The sequence below is a fragment of the Sphingopyxis sp. genome (assembly GCF_051861155.1).
In the GTDB taxonomy this organism is placed as follows: Bacteria; Pseudomonadota; Alphaproteobacteria; order Sphingomonadales; family Sphingomonadaceae; genus Sphingopyxis.
In genome coordinates, this window is the sequence record NZ_JBHYDE010000002.1 from 475,454 (window position 1) to 498,109 (window position 22,656).

At 65.5% G+C, this 22,656-nt stretch carries 22 protein-coding genes; 9 read left to right on the top strand and 13 right to left on the bottom strand.

Features of this window, described 5'->3' with window-relative positions:
* Window positions 1-73: 73 nt before the first annotated feature.
* On the bottom strand, window positions 74-2,386 hold the full coding sequence (locus ACTIFP_RS05495) for an ATP-dependent helicase (RefSeq protein WP_439567701.1): 2,313 nt from the start codon (window positions 2,384-2,386) through the stop codon (window positions 74-76).
* A 126-nt stretch (window positions 2,387-2,512) separates the two neighbouring features.
* Between ACTIFP_RS05495 and ACTIFP_RS05500 the strand changes: the two genes are divergently transcribed.
* Complete coding sequence (locus ACTIFP_RS05500) at window positions 2,513-3,772, top strand: MFS transporter (RefSeq protein WP_439567813.1); 1,260 nt, start codon at window positions 2,513-2,515, stop codon at window positions 3,770-3,772.
* Here the strand turns inward: ACTIFP_RS05500 and ACTIFP_RS05505 are convergent.
* Genes ACTIFP_RS05505 through ACTIFP_RS05515 form a run of 3 tightly spaced genes read right to left on the bottom strand, consistent with a single transcriptional unit; the run spans window position 3,769 to window position 6,118 of the window.
* Window positions 3,769-4,689: a DMT family transporter gene (locus ACTIFP_RS05505; RefSeq protein ID WP_439567702.1), complete on the bottom strand. Its 921-nt coding sequence runs from the start codon at window positions 4,687-4,689 to the stop codon at window positions 3,769-3,771. The genes ACTIFP_RS05500 and ACTIFP_RS05505 overlap by 4 nt on opposite strands.
* A 50-nt stretch (window positions 4,690-4,739) precedes the next feature.
* Window positions 4,740-5,291, bottom strand: a complete 552-nt coding sequence (gene rsmD / locus ACTIFP_RS05510) for a 16S rRNA (guanine(966)-N(2))-methyltransferase RsmD (RefSeq protein WP_439567703.1) — start codon at window positions 5,289-5,291, stop codon at window positions 4,740-4,742.
* A gap of 5 nt (window positions 5,292-5,296) precedes the next feature.
* Window positions 5,297-6,118: a pseudouridine synthase gene (locus ACTIFP_RS05515; protein ID WP_439567704.1), complete on the bottom strand. Its 822-nt coding sequence runs from the start codon at window positions 6,116-6,118 to the stop codon at window positions 5,297-5,299.
* Between the two features lie 193 nt (window positions 6,119-6,311).
* Here ACTIFP_RS05515 and ACTIFP_RS05520 point away from each other — a divergent pair, with 193 nt between their 5' ends.
* The 3 genes from ACTIFP_RS05520 to ACTIFP_RS05530 all read left to right on the top strand — a co-directional run bounded on the left by ACTIFP_RS05520 (window position 6,312) and on the right by ACTIFP_RS05530 (window position 9,167).
* Window positions 6,312-6,749 (top strand): response regulator, encoded by a 438-nt coding sequence (locus ACTIFP_RS05520; RefSeq protein WP_439567705.1) that lies wholly within the window; start codon window positions 6,312-6,314, stop codon window positions 6,747-6,749.
* Between the two features lie 113 nt (window positions 6,750-6,862).
* The gene (locus ACTIFP_RS05525; protein ID WP_439567706.1) at window positions 6,863-8,419 is read left to right on the top strand and encodes an AmpG family muropeptide MFS transporter; all 1,557 of its coding nucleotides are present in this window, start codon (window positions 6,863-6,865) and stop codon (window positions 8,417-8,419) included.
* A gap of 4 nt (window positions 8,420-8,423) precedes the next feature.
* Window positions 8,424-9,167 carry a hypothetical protein gene (locus ACTIFP_RS05530; RefSeq protein ID WP_439567707.1) on the top strand — a complete coding sequence of 248 codons (744 nt, stop codon included), beginning with the start codon at window positions 8,424-8,426 and terminating at the stop codon, window positions 9,165-9,167.
* 34 nt (window positions 9,168-9,201) lie between these two features.
* Here ACTIFP_RS05530 and ACTIFP_RS05535 read toward each other — a convergent pair whose 3' ends face one another.
* The 8 genes from ACTIFP_RS05535 to purB form a co-directional block, all read right to left on the bottom strand.
* Window positions 9,202-10,551 carry a bifunctional folylpolyglutamate synthase/dihydrofolate synthase gene (locus ACTIFP_RS05535; protein ID WP_439567708.1) on the bottom strand — a complete coding sequence of 450 codons (1,350 nt, stop codon included), beginning with the start codon at window positions 10,549-10,551 and terminating at the stop codon, window positions 9,202-9,204.
* Between the two features lie 47 nt (window positions 10,552-10,598).
* Window positions 10,599-11,450, bottom strand: coding sequence for an acetyl-CoA carboxylase, carboxyltransferase subunit beta (gene accD / locus ACTIFP_RS05540; protein ID WP_439567709.1), 852 nt, complete (start codon window positions 11,448-11,450; stop codon window positions 10,599-10,601).
* Window positions 11,447-12,238 (bottom strand): tryptophan synthase subunit alpha, encoded by a 792-nt coding sequence (trpA, locus tag ACTIFP_RS05545; RefSeq protein ID WP_439567710.1) that lies wholly within the window; start codon window positions 12,236-12,238, stop codon window positions 11,447-11,449. Before trpA ends, accD begins: the two co-directional genes overlap by 4 nt.
* Window positions 12,235-13,476 (bottom strand): tryptophan synthase subunit beta, encoded by a 1,242-nt coding sequence (gene trpB / locus ACTIFP_RS05550; protein WP_439567711.1) that lies wholly within the window; start codon window positions 13,474-13,476, stop codon window positions 12,235-12,237. The genes trpA and trpB overlap by 4 nt, the downstream gene beginning before the upstream one ends.
* 99 nt (window positions 13,477-13,575) lie before the next feature.
* Window positions 13,576-14,208 (bottom strand): phosphoribosylanthranilate isomerase, encoded by a 633-nt coding sequence (locus ACTIFP_RS05555; protein ID WP_439567814.1) that lies wholly within the window; start codon window positions 14,206-14,208, stop codon window positions 13,576-13,578.
* A gap of 105 nt (window positions 14,209-14,313) precedes the next feature.
* Window positions 14,314-14,988 (bottom strand): orotidine-5'-phosphate decarboxylase, encoded by a 675-nt coding sequence (gene pyrF / locus ACTIFP_RS05560; protein ID WP_439567712.1) that lies wholly within the window; start codon window positions 14,986-14,988, stop codon window positions 14,314-14,316.
* Window positions 14,985-15,326 carry a lipopolysaccharide assembly protein LapA domain-containing protein gene (locus tag ACTIFP_RS05565; RefSeq protein ID WP_439567713.1) on the bottom strand — a complete coding sequence of 114 codons (342 nt, stop codon included), beginning with the start codon at window positions 15,324-15,326 and terminating at the stop codon, window positions 14,985-14,987. Before ACTIFP_RS05565 ends, pyrF begins: the two co-directional genes overlap by 4 nt.
* A 69-nt stretch (window positions 15,327-15,395) precedes the next feature.
* On the bottom strand, window positions 15,396-16,712 hold the full coding sequence (gene purB, locus ACTIFP_RS05570) for an adenylosuccinate lyase (protein WP_439567714.1): 1,317 nt from the start codon (window positions 16,710-16,712) through the stop codon (window positions 15,396-15,398).
* Window positions 16,713-16,911: 199 nt separating this feature from the next.
* Between purB and ACTIFP_RS05575 the strand changes: the two genes are divergently transcribed.
* Together ACTIFP_RS05575 and ACTIFP_RS05580 are read left to right on the top strand one after the other, a co-directional pair.
* A complete protein-coding gene (locus tag ACTIFP_RS05575) occupies window positions 16,912-17,193 on the top strand; it encodes a hypothetical protein (RefSeq protein WP_439567715.1) in 282 nt (93 codons plus the stop codon).
* A gap of 30 nt (window positions 17,194-17,223) precedes the next feature.
* A complete protein-coding gene (locus tag ACTIFP_RS05580) occupies window positions 17,224-17,703 on the top strand; it encodes a calcium-binding protein (RefSeq protein ID WP_439567716.1) in 480 nt (159 codons plus the stop codon).
* Window positions 17,704-17,764: 61 nt separating this feature from the next.
* Here the strand turns inward: ACTIFP_RS05580 and radC are convergent, their stop codons facing one another.
* Window positions 17,765-18,463 carry a RadC family protein gene (gene radC / locus ACTIFP_RS05585; protein WP_439567717.1) on the bottom strand — a complete coding sequence of 233 codons (699 nt, stop codon included), beginning with the start codon at window positions 18,461-18,463 and terminating at the stop codon, window positions 17,765-17,767.
* A 188-nt stretch (window positions 18,464-18,651) separates the two neighbouring features.
* Here radC and ACTIFP_RS05590 point away from each other — a divergent pair, with 188 nt between their 5' ends.
* From ACTIFP_RS05590 to ACTIFP_RS05600, 3 genes are read left to right on the top strand one after another with little or no spacing between them, the layout of a single operon-like run.
* Complete coding sequence (locus ACTIFP_RS05590; RefSeq protein ID WP_439567718.1) at window positions 18,652-21,819, top strand: intermembrane phospholipid transport protein YdbH family protein; 3,168 nt, start codon at window positions 18,652-18,654, stop codon at window positions 21,817-21,819.
* Window positions 21,816-22,031: a YnbE family lipoprotein gene (locus ACTIFP_RS05595; RefSeq protein ID WP_439567719.1), complete on the top strand. Its 216-nt coding sequence runs from the start codon at window positions 21,816-21,818 to the stop codon at window positions 22,029-22,031. Before ACTIFP_RS05590 ends, ACTIFP_RS05595 begins: the two co-directional genes overlap by 4 nt.
* Before the next feature lie 37 nt (window positions 22,032-22,068).
* Window positions 22,069-22,464, top strand: a complete 396-nt coding sequence (locus ACTIFP_RS05600; RefSeq protein ID WP_439567815.1) for a YdbL family protein — start codon at window positions 22,069-22,071, stop codon at window positions 22,462-22,464.
* Window positions 22,465-22,656 lie beyond the last annotated feature (192 nt).

Sequence of the window (22,656 nt, forward strand, 5' to 3'; positions counted from 1 at the left end):
GAAGATTCTCCCAAAACGCGACTCGATGGCCGCGTGGGATGACATATCATAACTGTTCTAGTTGACAATAGACTCAAGCGAGCTGAACGAAGCTGTCCAAAACCCGCTTGCTGCCGGCCTGTTCGAAGGTGACCTCCAGCTTGTTGCCGTCGATGTCGGCGATTTCGCCATAGCCGAATTTTTCGTGGAACACGCGCATGCCGATGGCCAGATCAGCGCGCGGCTTGGCGCCAACCGATGCCGCCGGACCTTTTTCGCTGGGGGCAGGGGCGCGGGTGATCGTCGACGATTGCGCGGTCGCGCGCTGCCACGCCGGGCCGCGTGTCATGATCCGCGACGGCTGCCGTTCCGCCACATGCGCGAAGGGGTCGCCCTGCGCCGACCAGTTGGCGCGCCACAGGCTTTGCCCGCCGCCGAAGCTGTTTTCGCTGTCGACATGCTCGGGTGGGATTTCGGCGATGAAGCGGCTGGGGATGCTGCTCATCCACTGGCCGTAAATGCGGCGGTTGGCGGCGTGATAAATGCTCGCGCGCTGGCGGGCGCGGGTGATCGCGACATAGGCGAGGCGGCGTTCTTCCTCGAGACTCGCAGTTCCGCCTTCGTCCATCGAACGCTGCGACGGGAACACGCCATCCTCCCACCCCGCGAGGAAGACATGATCGAATTCAAGGCCTTTGGCGGCGTGGATCGTCATGATGGTGACGGTTTCGCTGTCGTCGTTCTGGTCGCGGTCCATCACCAGGCTGACATGCTCGAGGAAAGCTTCGAGCGAATCATATTCCTCCATCGCGCGGACGAGTTCGGACAGGTTTTCGAGGCGGCCAGCGGCTTCGACGCTGCGGTCGGCCTGCAACATCGCGGTGTAGCCCGATTCGTCGAGGATCAGCTGCGTCAGTTCGGGGTGCGACAGCTCGTTCGCCTTGCCTTGCCAGCCGCGCATCTGCGCGACGAAATTGGCGAGCTGGCGGCGCGCCTGCGGGGTCAGCTCGTCGGTTTCGGTGATCCGCGCCGCGGCACCCAGCAGCGGCAGGCGTTCGGCGCGGGCATATTGGTGGATACGCGCGAGCGCCTTGTCGCCAAGCCCGCGCTTCGGCATGTTGACGATGCGTTCGAACGCCAGGTCGTCGGCGGGTGACTGGACGAGGCGCAGATACGCAAGCGCATCACGGATTTCGGCGCGCTCGTAGAAGCGGAAGCCGCCGACGATGCGATACGGCATGCCGATCGCGATGAAGCGGTCTTCGAATTCGCGGGTCTGGAACTGCGCGCGGACGAGGATGGCGGCGCGGTCGAGGCTGACCTGGCGATGCTGAAGCGTTTCGAGCTCCTCGCCGATCCGCCGCGCCTCCTCTGGCCCGTCCCACACACCGACGACGCGGAGTTTGTCGCCGGGGTCGAGATCGGTCCACAGCGTCTTGCCCAGCCGCCCACTGTTCTGCGCGATCAGCGCCGACGCGGCGGCGAGTATCTGCGGCGTCGAGCGATAATTTTGTTCGAGGCGAATGACAGTCGCGCCGGGAAAATCCTTTTCGAAGCGCAGGATGTTCGCGACCTCGGCGCCACGCCACGAATAGATCGACTGATCATCGTCGCCGACGCAGCAGATATTCTTGCGCTGCTGCGCGAGCAGGCGGAGCCAGAGATACTGGCTGGCGTTGGTGTCCTGATACTCGTCGACGAGGATATATTTGAAGCGCTCCTGATATTGTTCGAGCACGTCGCGATGGTTCTTGAGGATCACCAGCATGTGGAGCAGCAGGTCGCCGAAGTCGCAGGCGTTGAGCGTCTTCAGCCGCGCCTGATAGAGCGCATAGAAATGCTGCCCCTTGCCGTCGGCATAGGCTTCCTTGTCCGCTGCGTCGAGGTCGGCGGGGGTCAGCCCGCGGTTCTTCCATTTGTCGATCAGGCCCGCGAGCTGGCGCGCGGGCCAGCGCTTTTCATCGAGCCCCTCGGCTTGGATCAACTGTTTGAGGACGCGGAGCTGATCGTCGGTGTCGAGGATGGTGAAATTGCTTTGCAGGCCCACCAGTTCGGCGTGGCGGCGGAGCATCTTGGCGGCGATGCTGTGAAAGGTGCCGAGCCACGGCATGCCCTCGACTGCGTCACCGATCATCCGCCCGATGCGTTCGCGCATCTCGCGCGCCGCCTTGTTGGTGAAGGTGACCGCGAGGATTTCGGACGGCCAGGCGCGGCGCGTCGCCATGATATGCGCGAGGCGCGCCGTCAGCGCCGCGGTCTTGCCGGTGCCGGCGCCCGCGAGCATCAGCACCGGGCCTTCGGTAGTGAGCACCGCCTGGCGCTGCGGCCCGTTCAATCCTTGCAGATAGGGCGGGTCCGACGGATCGGGCGGGGGCAGGTCGGGCAAGGATGCAGGGGGCAGAGTCACGCGCGAACGATTAGGGAACGCAGGGCGGGCTGTCCAGCGTGGGGAGGCGCATTTTCGCCTTGCGCCGATCGCCTCGTCGCGTCCAAGGCGGCTGTATCAAGAAGGGGAGGGGCGTAGGCCGTGGATCTGGCACCCTATCGCAAACATCGGCGCATCCTGACGGCGAGCCTCGTCGGGACCGCGGTCGAATTTTACGATTTCTATATCTACGGCACCGCTGCGGCGCTGGTGTTCGGGCCGCTATTCTTTCCGTCGGAATCGCCATCGGCGCAGCTCATGCTCAGCTTCATGAGCTTTGGCCTGGCGTTTTTTGCCAGGCCCGTCGGAGCGATCGTGTTTGGTCATTATGGCGACCGGATTGGGCGCAAGTCGACGCTGGTCGCGTCGCTGATGCTGATGGGGGTGTCGACGCTGTTGATCGCGTTCCTGCCGACCTATGCGATGGTTGGCTGGGTCGCGCCGCTGTTGCTCTGTCTGCTGCGCTTCGGGCAGGGGTTCGGACTGGGCGGCGAGTGGGGCGGGGCGGCGTTGCTGGCGGTCGAAAATGCCCCGCCCGGGTGGCGGTCGCGGTTCGGGATGTTCCCACAGCTCGGCGCGCCGGTCGGCTTTATCGCGGCGAACGGCCTGTTCCTGCTGCTCGGCCTGGGCCTTAGCGATAGCGATTTTGCCGCATGGGGCTGGCGGATTCCGTTCCTGTTGTCGGCGGTGCTGGTCGGGCTCGGCCTGTGGGTGCGCCTCAAGATCGGCGAGACACCCGCCTTTGCCGATGCGCTGGCCAAGGAGGCGCCGGTGGCAGTGCCGCTGGGCGAGTTGTTTCGCCACCATCTGGTGGTGACGCTGGCCGGAACCTTCGCTGTCGTTGCCTGCTTCGCGATCTTCTATCTCGCGACCTCGTTTGCGCTCGCGCACGGCACCACGACGCTGGGGTATCCGAAGGAGCAGTTCCTGCTGATCCAGCTTGGCGCGATCCTGTTCATGGCGGTCGGGATCATCTTTGCCGGATACGCCAGCGACGCGTCGAGCGCGCACCGGGTGCTGAGCTGGGGATGCGGCGCGACGGTGCTGGTCGGTTTCCTGTTCGGTCCGGCGCTGGCATCGGGATCATGGCCGGTCGTCGGGCTGGGGCTGGCGACGGCGCTGTTCGTGATGGGGCTGGTGTACGGCCCGCTCGGCGGGTGGCTGACCGGCCTGTTCCCGGTGCGCGTGCGCTATACCGGCGCATCGGTGGCGTTCAACGCCGGCGGCATATTGGGCGGTGCGATGGCGCCGATCGTCGCGCAGGCGCTGGCCGAGCGCGGTGGCACCGCGGTCGTCGGGCTGTATCTGGCGATCGCGGGGATCGTCAGTTGGCTTGGTCTGGCGTTGGTACGCCCCGCGCGCGTCTAGGTATCGCGCAGTCGGTCGACCAGCCGCCCGTCGATCGCTACGAACCCGGCGGCAATCAGCGCCATACCGACCCAGTGCCGCGGCAGCAGCACCTCGCCGAGCAGCAGCGTGCCGAGCAGGATCGCAGTGACCGGAATGAGTAGCGTGACGAGCAGCGCGTTCGTCGCACCGGCGCGCGCGATCAGGCTGAAATAGAGGAAATAGGCGACCGTCGTTGAAAACAGCGCGAGCCCGCCGATCGCGAGAAGCGTGGTTGTGCCCGGCAGCGCAAGTTGCCAAGGCCTGTCGATCAGCAGCGCGACGGGCAGGATCAACGTGGCGCCCGCGATAAGTTGTCCGGTTGCTACCTCGAACGGCCCTGCGCCCCAAGCACGGAAGCGGCGGCCATAGACCCCGGCAAGCGCGTAGCAGAAGGTCGCACCGAGACAGGCGAGCTGCGCCGGAAGGCTGGCACCAAGCCCGGAGATCGCTCCGCCGCCGATCATCACCGAGACCCCGGCTATTCCCGCTGCAACGCCCGCGAGCTTGCCCGGTGTCGCCTTTTCATCAGGCGTGAACAGATGCGCGACGATCACACCCCAAAGCGGGGTGGTGGCGTTGAGGATCGAGGCATGGCCGCTCGTGATTTCAGTCTGCGCGTAGGCGAAGAGCGAGAAGGGTAGCGCGGTATTAAGGAAGGCGAGAAGGAAGAGCGCGGGCCAAAGGCCGGGGCGCCGCGGCATTGCGCGGCGAGCAAACGCCATGAAGGCGAGCATGAGCAACGCTGACAGGCCAAGGCGCGCGAAGACGAGCGTGAAAGGCGGTACCTCGTCCAGCGCGATCTCGAGAAAGAAGAAGGAGCCGCCCCACAGAATTGACAGCACGACGAGCATTGCCCATTCGGCGGCGCCCATGCGCAGGTTGATTGGTGAGGTCATGGCGCGGGCCTAGCGGCGAAGGAGCCAGCAGAGCTTCCCGCTTCTTGCGGTCAAAGTGCGGCCACCGGAGTCAACAAAGTCAGCTTTGCCTTGCCCACCTTGCGATCGGTATCGATGACGAAGCCCGCGACATCGACAATCTCGCTATGCGCGGTTTCGACCGATACCCAGCTGTCGGGGCCGATCCAACCGAGGCGGTTCAATTTGTCGAGCGCGACGCTGGCGGCGCCGGTGCCATAGGGTGGGTCGAGCATCAGCAGGTCATAGGCGCGCGGCGCCAGACCCAGACCGAGCACCGACCCGGCGCGGACGTCGGCGCGCGCGGCTGCGCCCAAACTGGCCAGATTGCCGCGCAGCACATCGATCGCGTCGCGGTCCTGTTCGGCGAACAGGCAAGTTGCGGCGCCGCGCGACAACGCCTCGATGCCGAGCGCGCCCGACCCGGCGAACAGGTCGGCGACGATCAGCCCCTCGAAACTGCCCAGGCGGCTGGTCAGCATCGAGAACAAGGTTTCGCGGGTGCGATCGGCGGTCGGACGCGTCGCGTCGCCCTTGGGCGCCAGCAGCTTGCGGCCGCGCCATTCTCCGGAAATCACGCGCATGGTCGCTAACCCATATGCCGGCGGAATTTGAACAATTCGTCGCGCGGCACGACATCGACGGCGCCGAGCGGCATGCCGCCCAGCTCGAACGCGCCATAGCGGGTGCGGATCAGGCGGCTGACCTGCAGCCCGAAATGTTCGAGCACCTTGCGCACTTCGCGGTTCTTGCCTTCGGTCAGCGTCATTTCGACCCACTGGTTGCGCCCGGTGCGGCGTTCCAGATTGGCGTCGATCTTGCCATAGCGCACGCCATCGATCTCGATCCCCATCGCGAGTTCTTCAAGCTGCGCCTGGCTGATGTCGCCAAAGGCGCGCGCGCGATAGGTGCGCTCGACCCCGCTGGCGGGAAGCTCGAGCTGGCGCTTGAATTCGCCGTCATTGGTGAGCAGCAGCAATCCCTCGGTATTATAATCGAGGCGGCCGACCGGCATCAGCCGCGGCAGATCCTTGGGCAGCAGGTCGTATATCGTCTTGCGGCCCTTGGGATCGCGCGCCGCGGTGATGCACCCGGCGGGCTTATGAAAGCGATAGAGCCGCGTCGAGACGGGCTTGGCGACGGGGTTGCCATCGACCGTCAGCCCGTCGAGCGAGGTCAAGAGCGGCGCGGGCTGAACGACGACAACGCCGTTCAGCGCGATGCGCCCTTCCTCGACCATCCGCTCGACATCGCGGCGCGAGCCGACCCCGGCGCGCGCGAGCAGCTTGGCAATTCGCTGCGGCCCGTCCTCGCGTTCGGGATCGGCGGGTTTGGCCTTGAGCGCCGAGGCGGCACCGCGCGCGGCGCGGCGGCCTTTTGGAGCGTCGCGGTCGCCAGCGGCTTTGGGCACGGTCCGCGGGGCGGAGCGGGGAGGTCGGCGGGTCGTCATCGGAACGGATGCGGCTTTCTTGTCGTTATGCGGGGAATAGTGTTGCCTTGTGATCACGCTCATAGCCGGAAAAGTGTCGCTTCGTCGATGGCAAGCAGAAGCAATCTTGCACGACGGCGCCGGGCGCGTCATGGCGCCGTAAAAGGGAGTATCCATGCTGTTTGCGTCCCGCCCGTCCTGCATCAAGCGCCTGCTGATCATCGAAGATGATCCGCTGGTGGCGTTCGACAACGAGCGGACGCTGAAACACAGCGGGTACGACATCGTCGCGACGGTCGATTCGGGCGAAGCGGCGGTCCCGATCATCGCCGCCGAACAGATCGATGCGCTGGTGCTCGACCTGGGGCTGGCGGGGCATATGACCGGCCGCGAAGTGGCGCGATTGGCGCGTGATCGCGGCATCGCGGTGCTGCTGGTGACCGGACAATGCCCCGAAGACGCCGCCGACATCGCCGTCGCCTGTCTCGGCAAACCGCACAGCGCGTCGGCGCTGGTCAGCGCGCTCCGCGCGGTCGAAACGATGACGTGCAAGAACCAGCAACCGCGCAAGGTCAGCGGGCTGTTGACCTATTGGCGGCCCGAAGCGGCGTAAGTCGCACGGTTGGCCGCGACCGCGGCAAATACCCGCTTCCAATTTGACCCCAAGGCATTAGGCCTTGGCGCCAAGCACAGAACCGCTCGCCAGCGGTCCGCGGGGAGCTCAGAATGTCCGTCGACTTTATTCGTTTTCTTATTTTCGCCGGCGTCCTCGCCGGGCTGGTCGTCGTCGCGCTCGCAGTCCCCGCGTTCCGTCCGTATCTGCGCAAGAATCCGGCGGTCGCTTTCCTCCTCGGCATTTCGAGCGGCTTCCCCTTCACCTTGATTGCCGCCACCATGACCTTCTGGCTGGCCAAGGTCGGTTTCACGCCGACGACCATCGGCTTTGCGGTGATGGTCGGCATTCCCTACACTATCAAATTCCTGTGGGCGCCCCTCGTGGACAAGATCCCGCTGCCGGTTTTGACCAAGGCGCTGGGCCAGCGGCGAAGCTGGCTGTTTTTCGTGCAGTTCTTCCTTGTAATCGCCATCTGGCAGATGGGCGCGAGCAATCCGCAGCCCGACGATTATCGCTGGTTCCTGTTCTGGGCGGTCGTCACGGCGTTCTTTTCGGCGACGCAGGACATAGTCATCGACGCCTATCGCATCGAAATCTTGGAAGAGGACGAATTTGCGCACGGGACCGCGACGAACCAGTTCGGCTATCGCACCGGCAATCTGATCGCGGGCGCCGGGACCATTTATTTCGCCTCGCAGGAAGGGTTGGGGCTTGGCTGGGCCATGGCTTACGGGCTCACAACTCTCTGCGTTCTGCCCGCAGTTATCGGTGCCTTCTGGGCCGGTGAAGGCAAATTTATCGACCGGTTCAGCAATGCATCGGGCATGAAGCCCGGCCAATGGCTCGTCGAAACCGTGGTCAATCCGTTTCGCGAGTTCCTGACCCGCGATGGCGCGCTGATGATATTGCTGTTCATCCTGGTTTATAAAGTCGGCGATGCCATGGGGCAGGCCATGCTCGGCCCGATGATCGTCGATCTGAATTTTGCCGATCTCGATTACATCACGGCAAACAAGATCTGGGGCTTTGCCGCGCTCATTATCGGGTCCGCTTTGGGTGCGCCATTCGTGCTGTGGCTCGGTATGGGCAGGGCGCTGCTTGTTTCGGTGCTGTTGATGATGTTCTCGAACCTCATGTTCATGGCGCTTTCAATCGCGGGTAACAATTACTGGATGCTGGTTGCGGCGATCGTGACCGAAAATATCACCAGCGGTATCGGCCTCACCGTCGTCGCCGTCTATCTCTCCGGATTGTCGAATATCGCCTATACGGCGACCCAGTTTGCGCTGCTGTCGTCGGTTGCGGTGATCGGGCGGACCTTCATGGCCGGCCCCGCCGGCTATGCCGCGGAAAAGCTGGGGTGGACGGGCTTTTGGGGGCTGACGGTGCTCGCCGCGATACCGGGGATGATCTTGCTGTGGATGATGTGGCGCAAAGGCTATGTCGTGCAATCCATCCGCCAGAGCGGCGCGGTCGACGAAGGCAAGCTGCGCAAACCCGTCGGCGCCGCGCGCGTTGTTGGCTTTGCGTCGATTGTTGCGGGCGTCGTCGGGGTGTTGCTGGCCAATCAGCTCGAGCTGGCGTCGCACATCATGTACGCGTCGTTCGCCGCCCTCCTCGCCGGTGCGCTGCTGGCGTGGAAGGGGCCGGCACCGAAGGCGGCCTGAAGCGATGCTCTGGATTGCGGTCACTATTACGCTGCAGGTCGCGTGCATCGTCCATGTTTTTCGTTACGGGCGCAACACCGCGTGGGTGATGGCGATCGCCTTTCTGCCGATGATCGGCGTGGCCGCCTATTTCATCGTGGAGATCATGCCCAACCTGTCGCGCGACCGGCGGTTGCGGCAGGTGAAGGCGAACATTGCCGACAGCATCGATCCCGAACGGCGGGTGCGCGAAGGGCGCGATGCGGTCGAATTCAGCGACACGATCGCGAACCGGATGGAATATGGCGATGCGTTGCTGGCGCGCGATCGGTACGATCAGGCGCTTGAGCAATATCGGATCGCCGAACGCAAATCGCCGCATGCCGACCGGACGATCGGCATGCTGATCGCCGAGGCGGCTTATGAGGCGGGTCTGGTCGGCGACGCTCTGGCGGCGCTGGACCGGCTACCCGAAACGACATCGCAGTCCGAACACGATCGGCGCGACCTGTTGCGCGCAAAGGTGGCCGAGCTCGATGGGCGTCGGGGCGACGCGCTGGCGCTGTATCGCCGCATCGTCGAACGCGCGCCGGGCGACGAAGTGCGATGCCGGATTGCGGCAATCCTGATCGCCGATGGCGACAAGACCGGTGCCCGGACGGTGCTGAACGAGGTCGAGATGCGCAAGAAGCGCACGCCGCCGGCAATGCTGAAAGCCAATGCCGAGATGTACGACTGGGCCAAGCGGATGCTGGCGGAGCTGGGGTAGAGGCGGGGTCGGCCTCCCGCCCGAAGTTCATCCACTAAACCGGAAGCTGCTCATTGAGATCGAGCGCCTGGCCAACCAGGTAGAGCGAGCCGCCGATCAGGATGTGGGGCGCCGGGGTGTCGGCTGCCATAAGGTCGATTGCGCCGGCGATGCTGCCCGCGACCATCGCGTCGGCGATACCGGCTTGGCGGGCGATTTCGGCAAGCTCTCCCGGGCCGTGATGCTCGTGCCCGGCTATCGGCACCGTCGCGACGCGCGCGACATGCGGGGCAAGCAGGGTAAGGAACCCCGCGGCGTCCTTATTGGCGAGCATGCCGAGGATGAGGTCGATCTTTTGCTCGCGCGCCAGCGATCCCGCCAGCAGTTTTGCCAGCTCACGCGCGGCGTCGAGGTTGTGCCCGCCGTCGATCCAGAGATTGCGGTCGGCGGGCAGGCGTGCCGTGAGTGGTCCGTCCGCGAGTCGCTGCATCCTTCCCGGCCAGAAGGCGCTGGCGATGCCGCGGACGACCTCGGACTCGCTGGGGCGCGGGTGCGGGGCGATGTTGAGCATCGCGATTGCAAGGCCTGCGTTGCGGTGCTGATGCGCACCGGGCATGCGTGTTTGCAGTGGCGCTTCGATCGAACCGAATTTGGAACGCCAATGAAAGGCATCGCCGTCGCTTTGTACGGCCCATCCATCGCCTTCGGAAAACAGCGTCCCGCCTACCGCCGCGGCACGCTCGCCGATTACCTGCAGAAGGGAGGCAGGATAGGCGAGCGTCGCAAGCGCCGTGCCGGGTTTGAAGATGCCCGCTTTCTCCCACGCGATGCGGACAGCAGGGTCTGCCGGGGTGCCGGCTTCGGGAGCGAGCAGGAACGCTTCATGGTCGATGCCGAGCGACGCGATGCCGCAGACCGCGGGGGCGGGGATGATGTTGGTGGCGTCGAGGCGCCCGCCCAGCCCCACTTCGATGATGCAATCGTCGGCGGGGATGCGGGCAAAGGCGAGGAAGGCGGCGGCGGTAGTGACTTCGAAGAAGCTGGCCCGCAGGTCGTGCGCGACGTCGAGCACTTCTTCGAGCAGCGCCGCGAGCAGCGCGTCGTCGATCAGCGTTCCGGCGAGGCGGATACGTTCGTTGAAGCGGACAAGATGCGGGCTGGTGTAGCTGTGGACGCGGCGCCCCTGCGCTTCGAGGATCGCGCGCAGATAGGCGCAGGTCGACCCCTTGCCGTTGGTGCCCGCGACGTGGAAGGTGCGGGGGAGCTGGTTTTGCGGGTTACCGAGACGCGCGCAAAGCTCGGCGATGCGCTCAAGGCCGAGGATGTCGCGGCCCGGCGAGAGTGCAGCGAGACGGTCGAGCTGGATCTGGACCGCGGGGTCGGAGGAGTGGGCGTGGTCGGGCATCGGCGGGGCTTTGCTAAGCCCCTCCCCTGAAGGGGAGGGGTGATGGATTAAGCCGCCTTCTCGGGTGCCAGATACCCAATCAGCCGCCCCAGCGTTTCGGGCAAATCCTTGCGGTGCACGACCATGTCGATCATCCCGTGGTCGAGCAGATATTCGGCACGCTGAAACCCTTCGGGCAGCTTTTCGCGGATCGTGTTTTCGATGACGCGCTGGCCAGCGAAGCCGATCAGCGCCTTGGGCTCGCTGATCTGAATATCGCCGAGCATCGCATAGCTGGCGGTGACGCCGCCGGTGGTCGGGTCAGTGAGCAGCACCACATAAGGAAGGCCGGCGCGGCGCAGGCGGGCGAGCGCGACCGTCGCGCGCGGCATCTGCATCAGCGACAACGTACCTTCCTGCATGCGTGCACCGCCCGCGGCGGTGATCGCGATATAGGGGCAGCCGCGCTTGATCGCCTGTTCGACCCCGGCGACAAAAGCTTCGCCGACCGCGACGCCCATCGATCCGCCCATGAAGGCGAAATCCTGGACGCCGACGACGGCGGGCTGGCCCGCGATACGGCCAAAGGCATTCTGATAGGCGTCGCGGTCGCCGGTTTGCGCGCGCGCCGCCTTGATGCGGTCGACATATTTCTTGGTGTCGCGGAACTTCAGCGGGTCTTCGGGCGCCGCCGGGGCGGGCAAAATCTCGTGCGAACCGCCGTCAAACAGCTGCGCGAAACGCTCGGCCGCGCCGATGCGGTCGTGGTGGTCGCAGCGCGGGCAGACGTTGAGATTGTCTTCCCATTCCTTGACGAACACCATCTGCTGGCACTGGCGGCATTTGTGCCAGAGATTGTCGGCGGTATCGCGCTTGGCGGTGAAGGGCAGGGCGTTGCGAACGCGGTCGAGCCAGCTCATGCGGCGATCTCCTTTGCGCCGTGGATAGCATCGGCGAGCGAACGGGTGAATGCTTCGACATAAGGCGCGGCGGCGTCGCCATGCTCGGCAATGATGTCGATAAAGGCCGACCCGACGACGACGCCGTCGGCGACCTTGGCGATCTCGGCCGCCTGCGCAGGGGTGCGGACGCCGAAACCGACTGCGACGGGGAGATCGGTGGCGGCTTTCAGGCGCGCGACGGCCTGGTCGATGCTCGCCTGCGCGGCTTGCTGCTGACCGGTGATGCCAGCGACCGAAACATAATAGAGGAAACCGCCGGCACCGCTAAGCACCGCGGGCAGGCGCGCGGTATCGGTGGTCGGGGTGGCGAGGCGGATCAGGTCGACCCCGGCAGCGCGGAGCGCGGGGCCGAGTTCATCATCTTCCTCCGAAGGGATGTCGACGCAGATGATGCCGTCGATGCCCGCCTTCGCGCATTCTGCCGCGAACCACTCGGAGCCGCGGATCGTCATCGGATTGGCATAGCCCATCAGGACGAGCGGCGTGTCGGGGTGGCGTGCACGGAAAGCCGACGCGATCGCGAAGATGTCGGCGGTCGTCGTACCCTTTGCCAGGCTGCGCAGGTTCGCCTGCTGGATCGTCGGGCCGTCGGCCATCGGATCGGTGAAGGGCATGCCCAGTTCGATGACATCGGCGCCCCCCGCGACGAGCGCGTCGAGGTTCGCGGCGGTGTCGCCGTCGCCCGCGGTGATGAAGGCGACGAGCGCGGGGCGCGGTTTGGCGAAGGCGGCGGCGAAGCGACTCACAACTCCACTCCCAGCGCATCGGCCACCGTGAAGATGTCCTTGTCGCCGCGACCCGAGCAGTTGACGATGATGATCTTGTTCTGACCAAGCGTCGGCGCGATACGTTCGGCGGCGGCGATGGCATGCGCGCTTTCGAGCGCGGGGATGATGCCTTCGAGTTTGGTGAGCTTCTGAAAGCTTGCGAGCGCTTCGTCATCGGTGACGGGCTCGTAACGGACGCGGCCGATGTCATGCAGCCAGCTATGTTCGGGACCGATACCCGGATAATCGAGCCCCGCCGAGATACTATGCGCCTCGGTGATCTGACCGTCGTCGTCCTGCAGCAAATAGGTCTTGTTGCCATGCAGGATGCCGGGGCGGCCGCCCGCGAGGCTGGCGGCGTGCTTGCCGTCCAAACCTTCGCCCGCGGCTTCGACGCCGACGATCTCGACCTCGGCATCGTCGAGGAAGGGGTGGAACAGGCCGATGGCGTTCGATCCGCCGCCGACGGGGGCGATCAGCATGTCGGGGAGGCGGCCCTCGGCCTCGAGGATTTGCGCTTTGGCTTCGTCGCCGATCACCGACTGGAAATCGCGGACGAGTTCGGGATAAGGGTGCGGGCCGGCGACGGTGCCGATGATATAGAAAGTGTCGTGGACGTTCGCGACCCAATGGCGCAGCGCCTCGTTCATCGCATCCTTCAGCGTCTTGGCGCCGCTCTCGACCGCGACGACTTCGGCGCCGAGCAGTTTCATGCGGAACACATTCGGCTGCTGCCGCGCGACGTCGACCGCGCCCATGAAGATGGTGCAGGGCAGGCCGAACAACGCGGCGACGGTCGCGGTCGCGACGCCATGCTGGCCGGCACCGGTTTCTGCGATGATCTTGGTCTTGCCCATGCGTTTCGCAAGCAGGATCTGGCCGATGCAATTGTTGATCTTGTGCGCGCCGGTGTGATTGAGATCCTCGCGCTTGAGGTAAATCTTCGCGCCGAAGCCTCCGTCGGCGCCAGCACGCAGATGCTCGGTCAGCCGCTCGGCGAACCACAGCGGGCTGGGGCGACCGACATAGTGCTTCAGCAGATAGTCGAACTCGGCCTTGAACGCGGGGTCGGCCTGCGCGGCGCGGTAGTGGCGTTCGAGGTCGAGGATCAGCGGCATCAGCGTTTCGGCGACATAGCGGCCGCCGAACTGGCCGAAATGGCCGCGCGCGTCGGGGCCGGTGCGAAGGCTGTTGGGCAGGGTCGTGGTATCGGTCATGGTCGTTTCCATCGGCAATGGGGTGGGCGCTCGCTCAAACAGGGTTTTGAAGCGATCAGCGCCATCGTTTTCCGATGCGCACGGTGGAAAGGTTTGCCGTTAACATGCGGCGACCGCTTTAAGGAAAGCGGCGATCTTGTCCACATCCTTCACGCCCGGGGCGCTCTCGACCCCCGACGATACATCGACCAGCGGCGCGCCGGTCGCGGCGATCGCTTCGGCGACGTTCGCGGGGTTCAGCCCGCCCGCGACGCCCCAGGCCATTGTGTGGCGGTGGTTTTTGAGCAGCGACCAGTCGAAGCGCGTGCCGGTGCCGCCGGGCAGCGCCGCCGCCGGGGCGTCGAACAGGATGCGGTCGGCGACGCCGCGATATTGCTGCATGCGCTCAAGCGTTCCGGCATCTTTCAGGCCGACGGCTTTCCAGACCGTCGCGGGGGTCAGCCGCTTGACGACGCCCAGCCATTCGGGGCTTTCGTTGCCGTGGAACTGGATGATGTCGGGGCGCACCGCGGCGAGCGCATCGGCGGTGAGCTGCTGCGGCGCGTTGACGAGCAGCAGCGCGACCTGGACGTGGCGCCCGGCCTGTTTGCGCAGGTCCGCGGCGGTCTTGAGGTCGACGTGGCGCGGGCTGGGCTCGTAATGGACGAGGCCGATGTGCGTGGCGCCATGTTCGATGGCGGCATCGACCGCCTCGGGGGTGGAAAGACCGCAGATTTTGACGAAGGGGGGCATGGTCATCTTTATCCTGTCGTCATCCCGGCGAAGGCCGGGATCTCCACGGTGCAGCATGTGGCCACGGCGAGATCCCGGCCTTCGCCGGGATGACGGATGTGTTGATTACAGCGTCGCTTCGATTTCGCGCGCCGCAAGGTCGGGATCGGGCGACTGGCTGATCGGGCGACCGACCACCAGGATCGAGGCGCCGTCGGCCATCGCTTGTGCCGGGGTGACGACGCGCTTCTGGTCGCCCGCGCTGCCGTTTGACGGACGCACCCCGGGGACGACGAAAAAGCCGCCCGGCCACGCCTTGCGCGCCGCTTTCACCTCCTGCCCCGAGCAGACGATCCCGTCGAGCCCGGCCTCGCGCGCCAGCGCCGCAAGGCGGACAACCTGATCATGCGGGGTGCCACCGACGCCGATGTCGTCGAGGTCGGGGGCATCGAGACTGGTCAGCACGGTGACGGCGACAACCTTGGTATTCAGCCCCGCCACCGCTTTCGCTTCCTCCAGCATCGCGCGGCCGCCCGCGGCATGCACGGTCAGAATTGCGGGTTCGAGCGGGCGCAGCGCCTGGATCGCCTTGGCCACGGTGTTCGGGATGTCGTGGAGCTTGAGGTCGAGGAAGATCGGTAGTCCGATCTTGGCCATTTCGTGGACGCCATGATGGCCGTTGGCGCAGAAGAATTCGAGGCCGAGCTTTAGCCCGCCAACATGGTGCCGCACCTTTTGCGCCAGCGTGACCGCGGCATCGAGGTGGGGGTGGTCGATGGCGAGATAAAGCGGCGAGCTCATGGAATATCCAGTGGCAGGGTGGGTGAAGCGGTTCCGGGCGCAGGCGCGGGGGGCGGCACCGGTGTGGGGTCCACCGGACGATTGGCGAGCGCGCGCATGTCGGCGAGTTGACGCTCGCTGGTATCGAGGCGGCGCTTCAGCGACCAGCGCGTCGTCCGCAGCGCGATCCACATCGGCACGCTGCCGATCAGGAAGGCGGCGAGGATCAGCACCGGCAATTTGGTGTCGAGCACTTGCCCCGGCCAGATCGTGACGGTCACCGGCAGCCAGTTCGCCATCGCGAAAATGACCAGCACCGCGGTCAGCAGAACCCAGATGATCGTCCGCAGGATTCCCACTATGTCTTGCTCCTCAGTCGGTCAGGCTGATCGACCCTATGCGAGTTTTGCGTGGGTTTCCAGCCCGCGTTATGCGGAACCGAACACCCGGTCGAAGATCGTGTCGACATGCTTCATATGATAGCCGAGGTCGAAAAGTTCCGTCAGCTGTTCGGCCGATAGCCGTGCGGTTACATCGCCATCTGCCTTGAGCAGTTCGAGCAGCGACAATTGGCCGTCGCTTTCCCACACCTGCATCGCGTTGCGCTGGACCAGATGGTAGCTGTCCTCGCGGCTCGCGCCAGCCTGTGTCAACGCCAGCAGCACGCGCTGCGAATGGACGAGGCCGCCCATGCGGTCGAGGTTCTTCTGCATCCGTTCGGGATAGACCAGCAGCTTGTCGACCACTCCGGTCAGGCGGCCGAGCGCGAAGTCGAGGGTGATCGTCGCGTCGGGGCCGATGAAACGTTCGACCGATGAATGGCTGATGTCGCGTTCGTGCCACAGCGCCACATTCTCCAGCGCCGGGACCACCGCGCTGCGCACCATGCGCGCCAGGCCGGTGAGGTTCTCGGTCAGCACCGGGTTGCGTTTGTGGGGCATCGCCGACGAACCCTTTTGGCCAGGCGAGAAATATTCCTCGGCCTCCAGCACCTCGGTGCGCTGCAAATGGCGGACTTCGGTCGCAAGGCGTTCGATCGATCCGGCGACGACGCCGAGGGTGGCAAAGAACATCGCGTGACGGTCGCGCGGGATGACCTGCGTCGAAACGGGTTCGATCGACAGGCCGAGTTTCGCGGCGACATGCGCTTCGACGCGCGGGTCGATGTTGGCGAAGGTGCCGACTGCGCCGGATATGGCGCAGGTGGCCACTTCGGCGCGGGCGGCGATCAGGCGCGCCTTGCAGCGATCGAACTCGGCATAAGCCTGCGCCAGTTTGAGCCCGAAGGTGACAGGCTCGGCATGGATGCCGTGGCTGCGGCCGATCGTCGGGGTCAGCTTATGTTCAAAGGCGCGGCGCTTGATCGCGGTGAGCAGCGCATCGACGTCGGCGATCAACAGGTCCGCGGCCTGCGCCAGCTGAACGGCAAGGCAGGTGTCGAGCACGTCCGAGCTGGTCATGCCTTGGTGCATGAAGCGCGCTTCTTCGCCGACATTTTCCGACACCCAGGTCAGGAAGGCGATGACATCATGCTTGGTGACCGCCTCGATCGCATCGATCGCTGCCACGTCGATGACGGGCTTGGTCGCCCACCAATCCCACAAGGCTTTGGCTGCGGACTTGGGGACGGTCCCGAGCTCGGCGAGGGCGTCGGTGGCGTGCGCTTCGATCTCGAACCAGATGCGAAAGCGATTCTCGGCCGACCAGATCGCGGTCATTTCCGGCCTGGCGTAACGCGGAACCATTGAATTTCCTTCCTTTTAGGGCGCTCCATCGCGGAATCCCTGCGGAACCGCGCCGGGGCGCCCCGTAGCAGGGACGGGGCGTTTCGCCAAATGCCGCGGCGCCGCAACCATGGCGAAACATGGCGGGTTGCTTTGATGCCCCATCAATAAGGCGACGGGTCGCAAGCCCTCGATAAGTCGCCACGAAAGGAGAATTTCCATGTTGAAACAAATGCTTTTGATCGGCGCGGCGGCCGTGAGCTTCCCCGCGCTGGCCCAGACCACCGGGCCTGCGGGTGAGGAACCGGCGCCCACGAGTCAGTCGCCTGCACCCACCGACACCACGGCACCGGCGCCGGACGAGAAGCCCGCCGACGATGCCAAACCGTCGGACGACACGGATGCTGCGCCGACCGACACCCCTCCGGCAGCCGAACCCAACCCGTCCGCCGACCAACCTGCCGCGGCGCCCGAGCCGAAAGCCGAACCGGACCCGCAGTAACGCCCCGAAAAACGATTTAGGAGAATGACAATGCTGAAACAGATGCTTTTGATCGGCGCCGCCGCCGTGAGTTTCCCGGCGCTGGCGCAGACGACGCCCCCCGCCGCCGATCCCGCGGCCCCCACGACCGCCGCCGAACCGGCGCCGATGTCGGACACGGCGCCGCCGACCGATCCCGCCACCACGCCTGCGCCCGCCCCGGACGCTTCGGCGCCGCCAGCCGCAACTGAAGCTGCGCCGGCCGCCGGGACGGCAGCAACGCCGACCCAGATCGCCCAGATCGTCGACAAGGAGTTCCCGACCTATGACGCTGACGCCAATGGCGATCTGAACAATGCGGAATTCGCCGCCTGGATGAAAAAGCTGCGGACCGCAACCGATCCGAGCGTCGATCCCGAGTCGGCCGACGTGAAGACCTGGATCGGCCAGGCCTTTGCCGCCGCCGATGGCGACAAGTCGGGTGCGGTCAACAAGACCGAACTGACCGGGTTCCTTTCGCGCGGCGCCTAAACGGCTTCCCGCGGGGTGGTGCAGCCGTCGGAGCGATCCGGCGGCTGCATCCGTTTCTGCCTTACAAAAGTCCCATCGCGCGAAAGCTGCGAAATTCCGACCCGCCGATGACGATGTGGTCGTGGAGCGCGATCCCCAACCTGCTCGCGGCATCGGCGATGTCACGGGTGATCGCGATATCCTGGCGGCTCGGCTCCGGGCTGCCGCTGGGATGATTGTGGACCAGGATGATCGCCGACGCGCCCAGTTCGAGCGCACGCTTGATCACTTCGCGGACATAGATTGCCGACTGGTCGATCGATCCCTCGCTGACCAGTTCGTCGCGGATCAGCATGTTGCGCGAGTTGAGATAGAGAATGCGGACGCGCTCGACATCGATCGGCCCCATGTCGGCGCGCAGCCAGTCGAGCAGCGCGTCCCAGCTGGACAGCAAAGGCTTGTCGCGAAATTCGCCCTTGAGCAGCCGCAGGCTGGCGGCCCGAACGATCTTCAGCGCCGCGATGCCGGTGTCGCCCAATCCATCGATGCGGCGCAGCGATTCGGGATCGGCGCTGACCAGTTGGGCCAGCGAGCCGAATTCGCGCAGCAATGCTTTCGCCAGCGGTTTGGTGTCGCGGCGCGGGATGGCGAGGGCGAGCAGATATTCGACCAATTCGTAATCGGCCATTCCGTCGGCGTCGCCGCCGAGCAATCGCCCGCGCAGCCGCGCGCGGTGGCCCGCATGGTCTGGGGAAGGAGCGGGCGTATCGGCATCGGCCATAGCGCACGAATAACCGCCTTGTGAGCCGCACTCAACGGGCATAGGAAACAGATGATGCGATCCGGACCAATTTGTTGCAGCGAAACAGGATTTCCGGCGTTGTTCCCGATGATAGCGGTACCGAACGGAGGACGAGTGGGCGCCATGACGTCATCCGCTGACAGCCTCGGGGGCAGGGCGTCGATGCCATGACCGAGGTCGCGGATGCCCCAAAGCCAAGGTGGCGGCACCGGACGCTGCTGTTCAAGAAACGCTGGCTGACCGCCGCGGCGGTGGTGGTGGTCGTAGCCGGGGTGTGGATCGCGCGCGAGCCGATCGCCGACCGCTTCATCAGCGACCAGCTGGGCAGCCGCGGCGTCCCGGCGCGGTATCAGATCGACGCGATCGGTTTTCGCAGCGAACGATTGTCGAATGTCGTTATCGGCGATCCCGCCAACCCAGACCTGACCGCGAAAAAGGTCGAGGTGCTGCTCGGCTATGGTTGGTCGGGGCCCTATGTCACCGAAATCCGCGCCGAGGGCGTGCGGCTCTATGGCCGTTTCGTCGACGACCGGCTGTCTTTCGGGGCGCTCGACAAGTTTCGCGACCCGACCAGCACCGACCCCTTTGCCTTGCCCGATCTGGCGGTCGTGTTGCGCGACGCCCGGGCGCGGGTCGAAACGCCGTGGGGGAATGTCGGCGCGGCACTGAATGGCGGCGGCAATCTCCGCCGCGATTTCACCGGCAAGCTCGCACTGGTTGCGCCCAGCATCGCGGCCGCCGGATGCAGCGGCCGCGATGCCAGTTTTTACGGCACGTTGCTGGTCCGCGATGTCCGCCCGCAACTGGTCGGCCCGCTCCGCGGAAGGAGTCTGTCGTGCGCCGGGGGTAGTGTTACCGCCGCGTCACCGCAGATCGCGCTCGACCTGTCACTATCTGAAGACCTGCAAAGCTGGAAAGGCGAAGCCGATGCGAGTGTCGCGACGCTGGTCGCGGGCCCGGTTCGCGCCGATCGCCTGGGCATGCTGGCCAAGTTCGAAGGCACCGCGGCGGCGACGAAGCTCGACGTCGACGCCGATATGGCACGCGTTCGCGGGGCCGACTTCGCTGCCGAGACGGTCAGTCTCGATGCCCAGGGTGTCGTCGGCAGCGCCGCGCCGAAGCTTGATGGCCGGATCAGCTTTGCGCGCGCCAGCGGCAGCGCGGCGATAAGGCGGACGTTGGCAGACAGCGTCGGCGGCTTGGCCGGCACCCCGATCGGGCCGCTGGCGACCAAGGCCAGCGCCGCGCTCAGCCGCATGTTGGCCGACGTCGGTGGCAGCGCCGATTTTGCGCTGGTTGGCGAAGGGCCGTCGGCGCGGATCGACCTGATCGCGCCGCAACTGGTGAGCGCAAGCGGCGCGCGCTTCACCGGCAGCGCCGACAGCCGTATCGGTTATCTCTACGGCGCTGTGCAGCCCGCGGTGCTGGCGTCGGGGCGCTGGACGTTCGGCGGCGGCGACCTGCCGACGGGGTCAATTGGCCTCGATCGCCGCGGCGACGGGTCGATCAGCGGGCTGGCGACCCTCGATCCCTATCAGGCGGGCGGTGCCAGGCTGGCGTTGACGCCGGTACGTTTTTCGGGCGACCGCAACGGGCTGCTGCGCTTTGCGACGCGCGCCGACCTGTCGGGACCATTGGCCAGCGGGCGGGTGGAACGGCTTAGCGTGCCGATCAATGGCTTTCTTGCGCCCACCGGCGCGCTGGCGCTGGACGGTGGATGCAGCCGGGTGAGCGCGGATCGTGTCACCATATCGGGTTTCCAAATTGGCCGAAGCGCGATCGACCTGTGCAGCCGCTCCGGCGCGCCCTTGCTGAGCGCGGGGCCGGGCGGGCTCCGCGGGCAGATCCGCATTCCCGACGTCAATCTGCGCGGTACCAGCGGCCGCTCGTCGTTCGCGGTGACCAGCGGCCCGGCGAACATCGACCTCGCCGCGATGCGCTGGTCGCTGGCGCGCGCCGATTTCCGGCTGGGTGAGGGCGAGAGCGTCACGCGTTTCAGCGCCGCGTCCGTCACGGGACGCACCACCGCGCAGGGCTTGGCGGGCGAACTCAGCGGTGCCAGCGGCAAGATCGGCGCGGTGCCACTGAATATGAGCGAGATTGCTGGCGGATGGCGCTGGACGGGCGACGCGTTGACGCTCGATGGCGGATTGCTGTTAACCGACGCCGCGCCCGAGGCGCGCTTTGCCCCGCTGATCAGCAACGATGCCAGCCTGCGTTTCGCCGATGGGGTGATCAACGCCAAAGCGGGGTTCAACGAGCGAACGACCGGAACCAAGATCCTCGATACGATCATCCGGCACAGGCTGGCCGACGGCAGCGGCTCGGCCGACCTGATGGTCCGTGAGCTCCGCTTCGACGAACGGTTCCAGCCGGACCAGCTAACCAGCCTCGCACTCGGCGTCGTCGCCAATGTCCAGGGGTCGGTCGTCGGCGACGGGCGCATCGAATGGACCGCGGCGGGGGTGACGAGCCGCGGCACCTTTGCGACCGCCGATGCCAATCTGGCCGCCGCCTTTGGCCCGGTGACCAGGCTGACCACCACGCTGACCTTCGACGACCTGATCGGTCTGCACTCGGCGCCCGGCCAGATCGCCAGGATCAATGAGATCAACCCTGGCATCCCGGTGCTCGACGGCGAAATCGAATATCAGCTGCTGGGCGGCAACCGCGTGCGGGTCGAGGGCGGCAGTTGGCCATTCGGCGGGGGGCAATTGCTGCTCCACCCCACGACGCTCGATTTTAATGCCGAGCAGACGCGGCGGCTGTCGTTCGACATCGTCGGGGTCGATGCCGCAGTGTTCCTGCAGAGCTTTGGGTTCGAGAATATCAACGCGACGGGCAAGTTCGACGGAACATTGCCGGTCGAGTTCAGCGGGCTGGGCGGGCGCATCGTAGGCGGGCGCATCGATTCGCGCGCCGGCGGTGGGACGCTTGCCTATGTCGGCGAATTGTCGAACCGCAATCTGGGCGCGATCGCCAATTTTGCCTTTGGCGCGCTGCGCAGCCTCAAATATGATGATCTGACGATCATCTTGAACGGGGATCTGGACGGCGAAATGGTGACCGACATCCGCTTTGGCGGCGTGGGGCAGGGCGAGGGCGCATCGCGCAATTTCCTGACCAACGAGATCGCCAAGATCCCGCTGGTCTTTAACGTGAAGATCAAGGCGCCGTTCCGCCAGCTCTTGACCTCGGCGAAGGGTTTTTATGACCCGACGTTGCTGATCGAACAGAATCTGCCCGCGCTGATCCGCGCGCAGGAAGAAGCCGAAGCCGCGGCAAAAGCCCCATCCGCCCCCGTTCAGCGTCCAGAAAGCGAGCCCATGCGATGAAGAGAGTGAAGACTGGAGCAAGGAGGCGGGCCAAAACAGGTCATTGTCTGGCGGTCCTGATCGGCGTGGTGGCCCTTTCCGGCTGCGTGCAGATCGAAACGCCCGACAAGCCGATCGAAATCAACCTGAACATCAACATTCGTCAGGAAGTGGTGTACAGGCTGGATGGCGATGCCAAGAAGCTCATCGAGCAGAATAGCGAGATATTCTGAGCGCGATATGCAGAACACAGGGATTGAAAACATGCGTATGAAACTGTGGAAACCGACCGGACTGGCGCTTGCCGCAATCGCGGTGACCGCTGCCGTTGCGTTCGCGGTGCCGTCGGCGATGGCACAGCGCGACCCCGCCTATGCCGCGGCGCGCGCCGCCGGGCAGGTCGGCGAGCAGCCCGACGGCTATCTGGGCTTTGCGACGCCGCCGACCCCCGCGATCCGCGCGCTGGTCCAGGACATCAATATCAAGCGCAAGGCGAAATATACAGAAAGCGCGCAGGCCACCGGCAGCACGGTCGAACAATTCGCCTTTACCAGCGGGTGCAACCTGATCGCGAGCACCAAGCCGGGCGAGAAATATCAGGCACCCGACGGCCGCTGGCTGACCCGCGACGACAGCCCGCCGGTGCGCAACGCCAGCTGTCCGTAACGCGAACGATCATCCAAGGGCGCCTGCGGGCGCCACATGCCGCCGCGTCCCTAAACGCGGCGGCATTTTTTGTGCGCCTGCGCACCGCTGGTTTTGTGCACTTGCGCACAAGCATTGACTTCATCGGGCGTCGTTCCTAAACGAACCGCGCCTTAGGGGTCTCCCGATTTTTCGGGCCTTTTTTCGCAGGCA

Excerpts from the sequence above, each read along its gene's own strand:
- ACTIFP_RS05505 (WP_439567702.1), bottom strand. The coding sequence starts at position 4,689 with ATGACCTCACCAATCAACCTGCGCATGGGCGCCGCCGAATGGGCAATG.
- rsmD (WP_439567703.1), bottom strand. The coding sequence starts at position 5,291 with ATGCGCGTGATTTCCGGAGAATGGCGCGGCCGCAAGCTGCTGGCGCCC.
- ACTIFP_RS05520 (WP_439567705.1), top strand. The coding sequence starts at position 6,312 with ATGCTGTTTGCGTCCCGCCCGTCCTGCATCAAGCGCCTGCTGATCATC.
- ACTIFP_RS05525 (WP_439567706.1), top strand. The coding sequence starts at position 6,863 with ATGTCCGTCGACTTTATTCGTTTTCTTATTTTCGCCGGCGTCCTCGCC.
- ACTIFP_RS05530 (WP_439567707.1), top strand. The coding sequence starts at position 8,424 with ATGCTCTGGATTGCGGTCACTATTACGCTGCAGGTCGCGTGCATCGTC.
- ACTIFP_RS05535 (WP_439567708.1), bottom strand. The coding sequence starts at position 10,551 with ATGCCCGACCACGCCCACTCCTCCGACCCCGCGGTCCAGATCCAGCTC.
- accD (WP_439567709.1), bottom strand. The coding sequence starts at position 11,450 with ATGAGCTGGCTCGACCGCGTTCGCAACGCCCTGCCCTTCACCGCCAAG.
- trpB (WP_439567711.1), bottom strand. The coding sequence starts at position 13,476 with ATGACCGATACCACGACCCTGCCCAACAGCCTTCGCACCGGCCCCGAC.
- ACTIFP_RS05555 (WP_439567814.1), bottom strand. The coding sequence starts at position 14,208 with ATGCCCCCCTTCGTCAAAATCTGCGGTCTTTCCACCCCCGAGGCGGTC.
- pyrF (WP_439567712.1), bottom strand. The coding sequence starts at position 14,988 with ATGAGCTCGCCGCTTTATCTCGCCATCGACCACCCCCACCTCGATGCC.
- purB (WP_439567714.1), bottom strand. The coding sequence starts at position 16,712 with ATGGTTCCGCGTTACGCCAGGCCGGAAATGACCGCGATCTGGTCGGCC.
- ACTIFP_RS05575 (WP_439567715.1), top strand. The coding sequence starts at position 16,912 with ATGTTGAAACAAATGCTTTTGATCGGCGCGGCGGCCGTGAGCTTCCCC.
- ACTIFP_RS05580 (WP_439567716.1), top strand. The coding sequence starts at position 17,224 with ATGCTGAAACAGATGCTTTTGATCGGCGCCGCCGCCGTGAGTTTCCCG.
- radC (WP_439567717.1), bottom strand. The coding sequence starts at position 18,463 with ATGGCCGATGCCGATACGCCCGCTCCTTCCCCAGACCATGCGGGCCAC.
- ACTIFP_RS05590 (WP_439567718.1), top strand. The coding sequence starts at position 18,652 with ATGACCGAGGTCGCGGATGCCCCAAAGCCAAGGTGGCGGCACCGGACG.
- ACTIFP_RS05595 (WP_439567719.1), top strand. The coding sequence starts at position 21,816 with ATGAAGAGAGTGAAGACTGGAGCAAGGAGGCGGGCCAAAACAGGTCAT.
- ACTIFP_RS05600 (WP_439567815.1), top strand. The coding sequence starts at position 22,069 with ATGAAACTGTGGAAACCGACCGGACTGGCGCTTGCCGCAATCGCGGTG.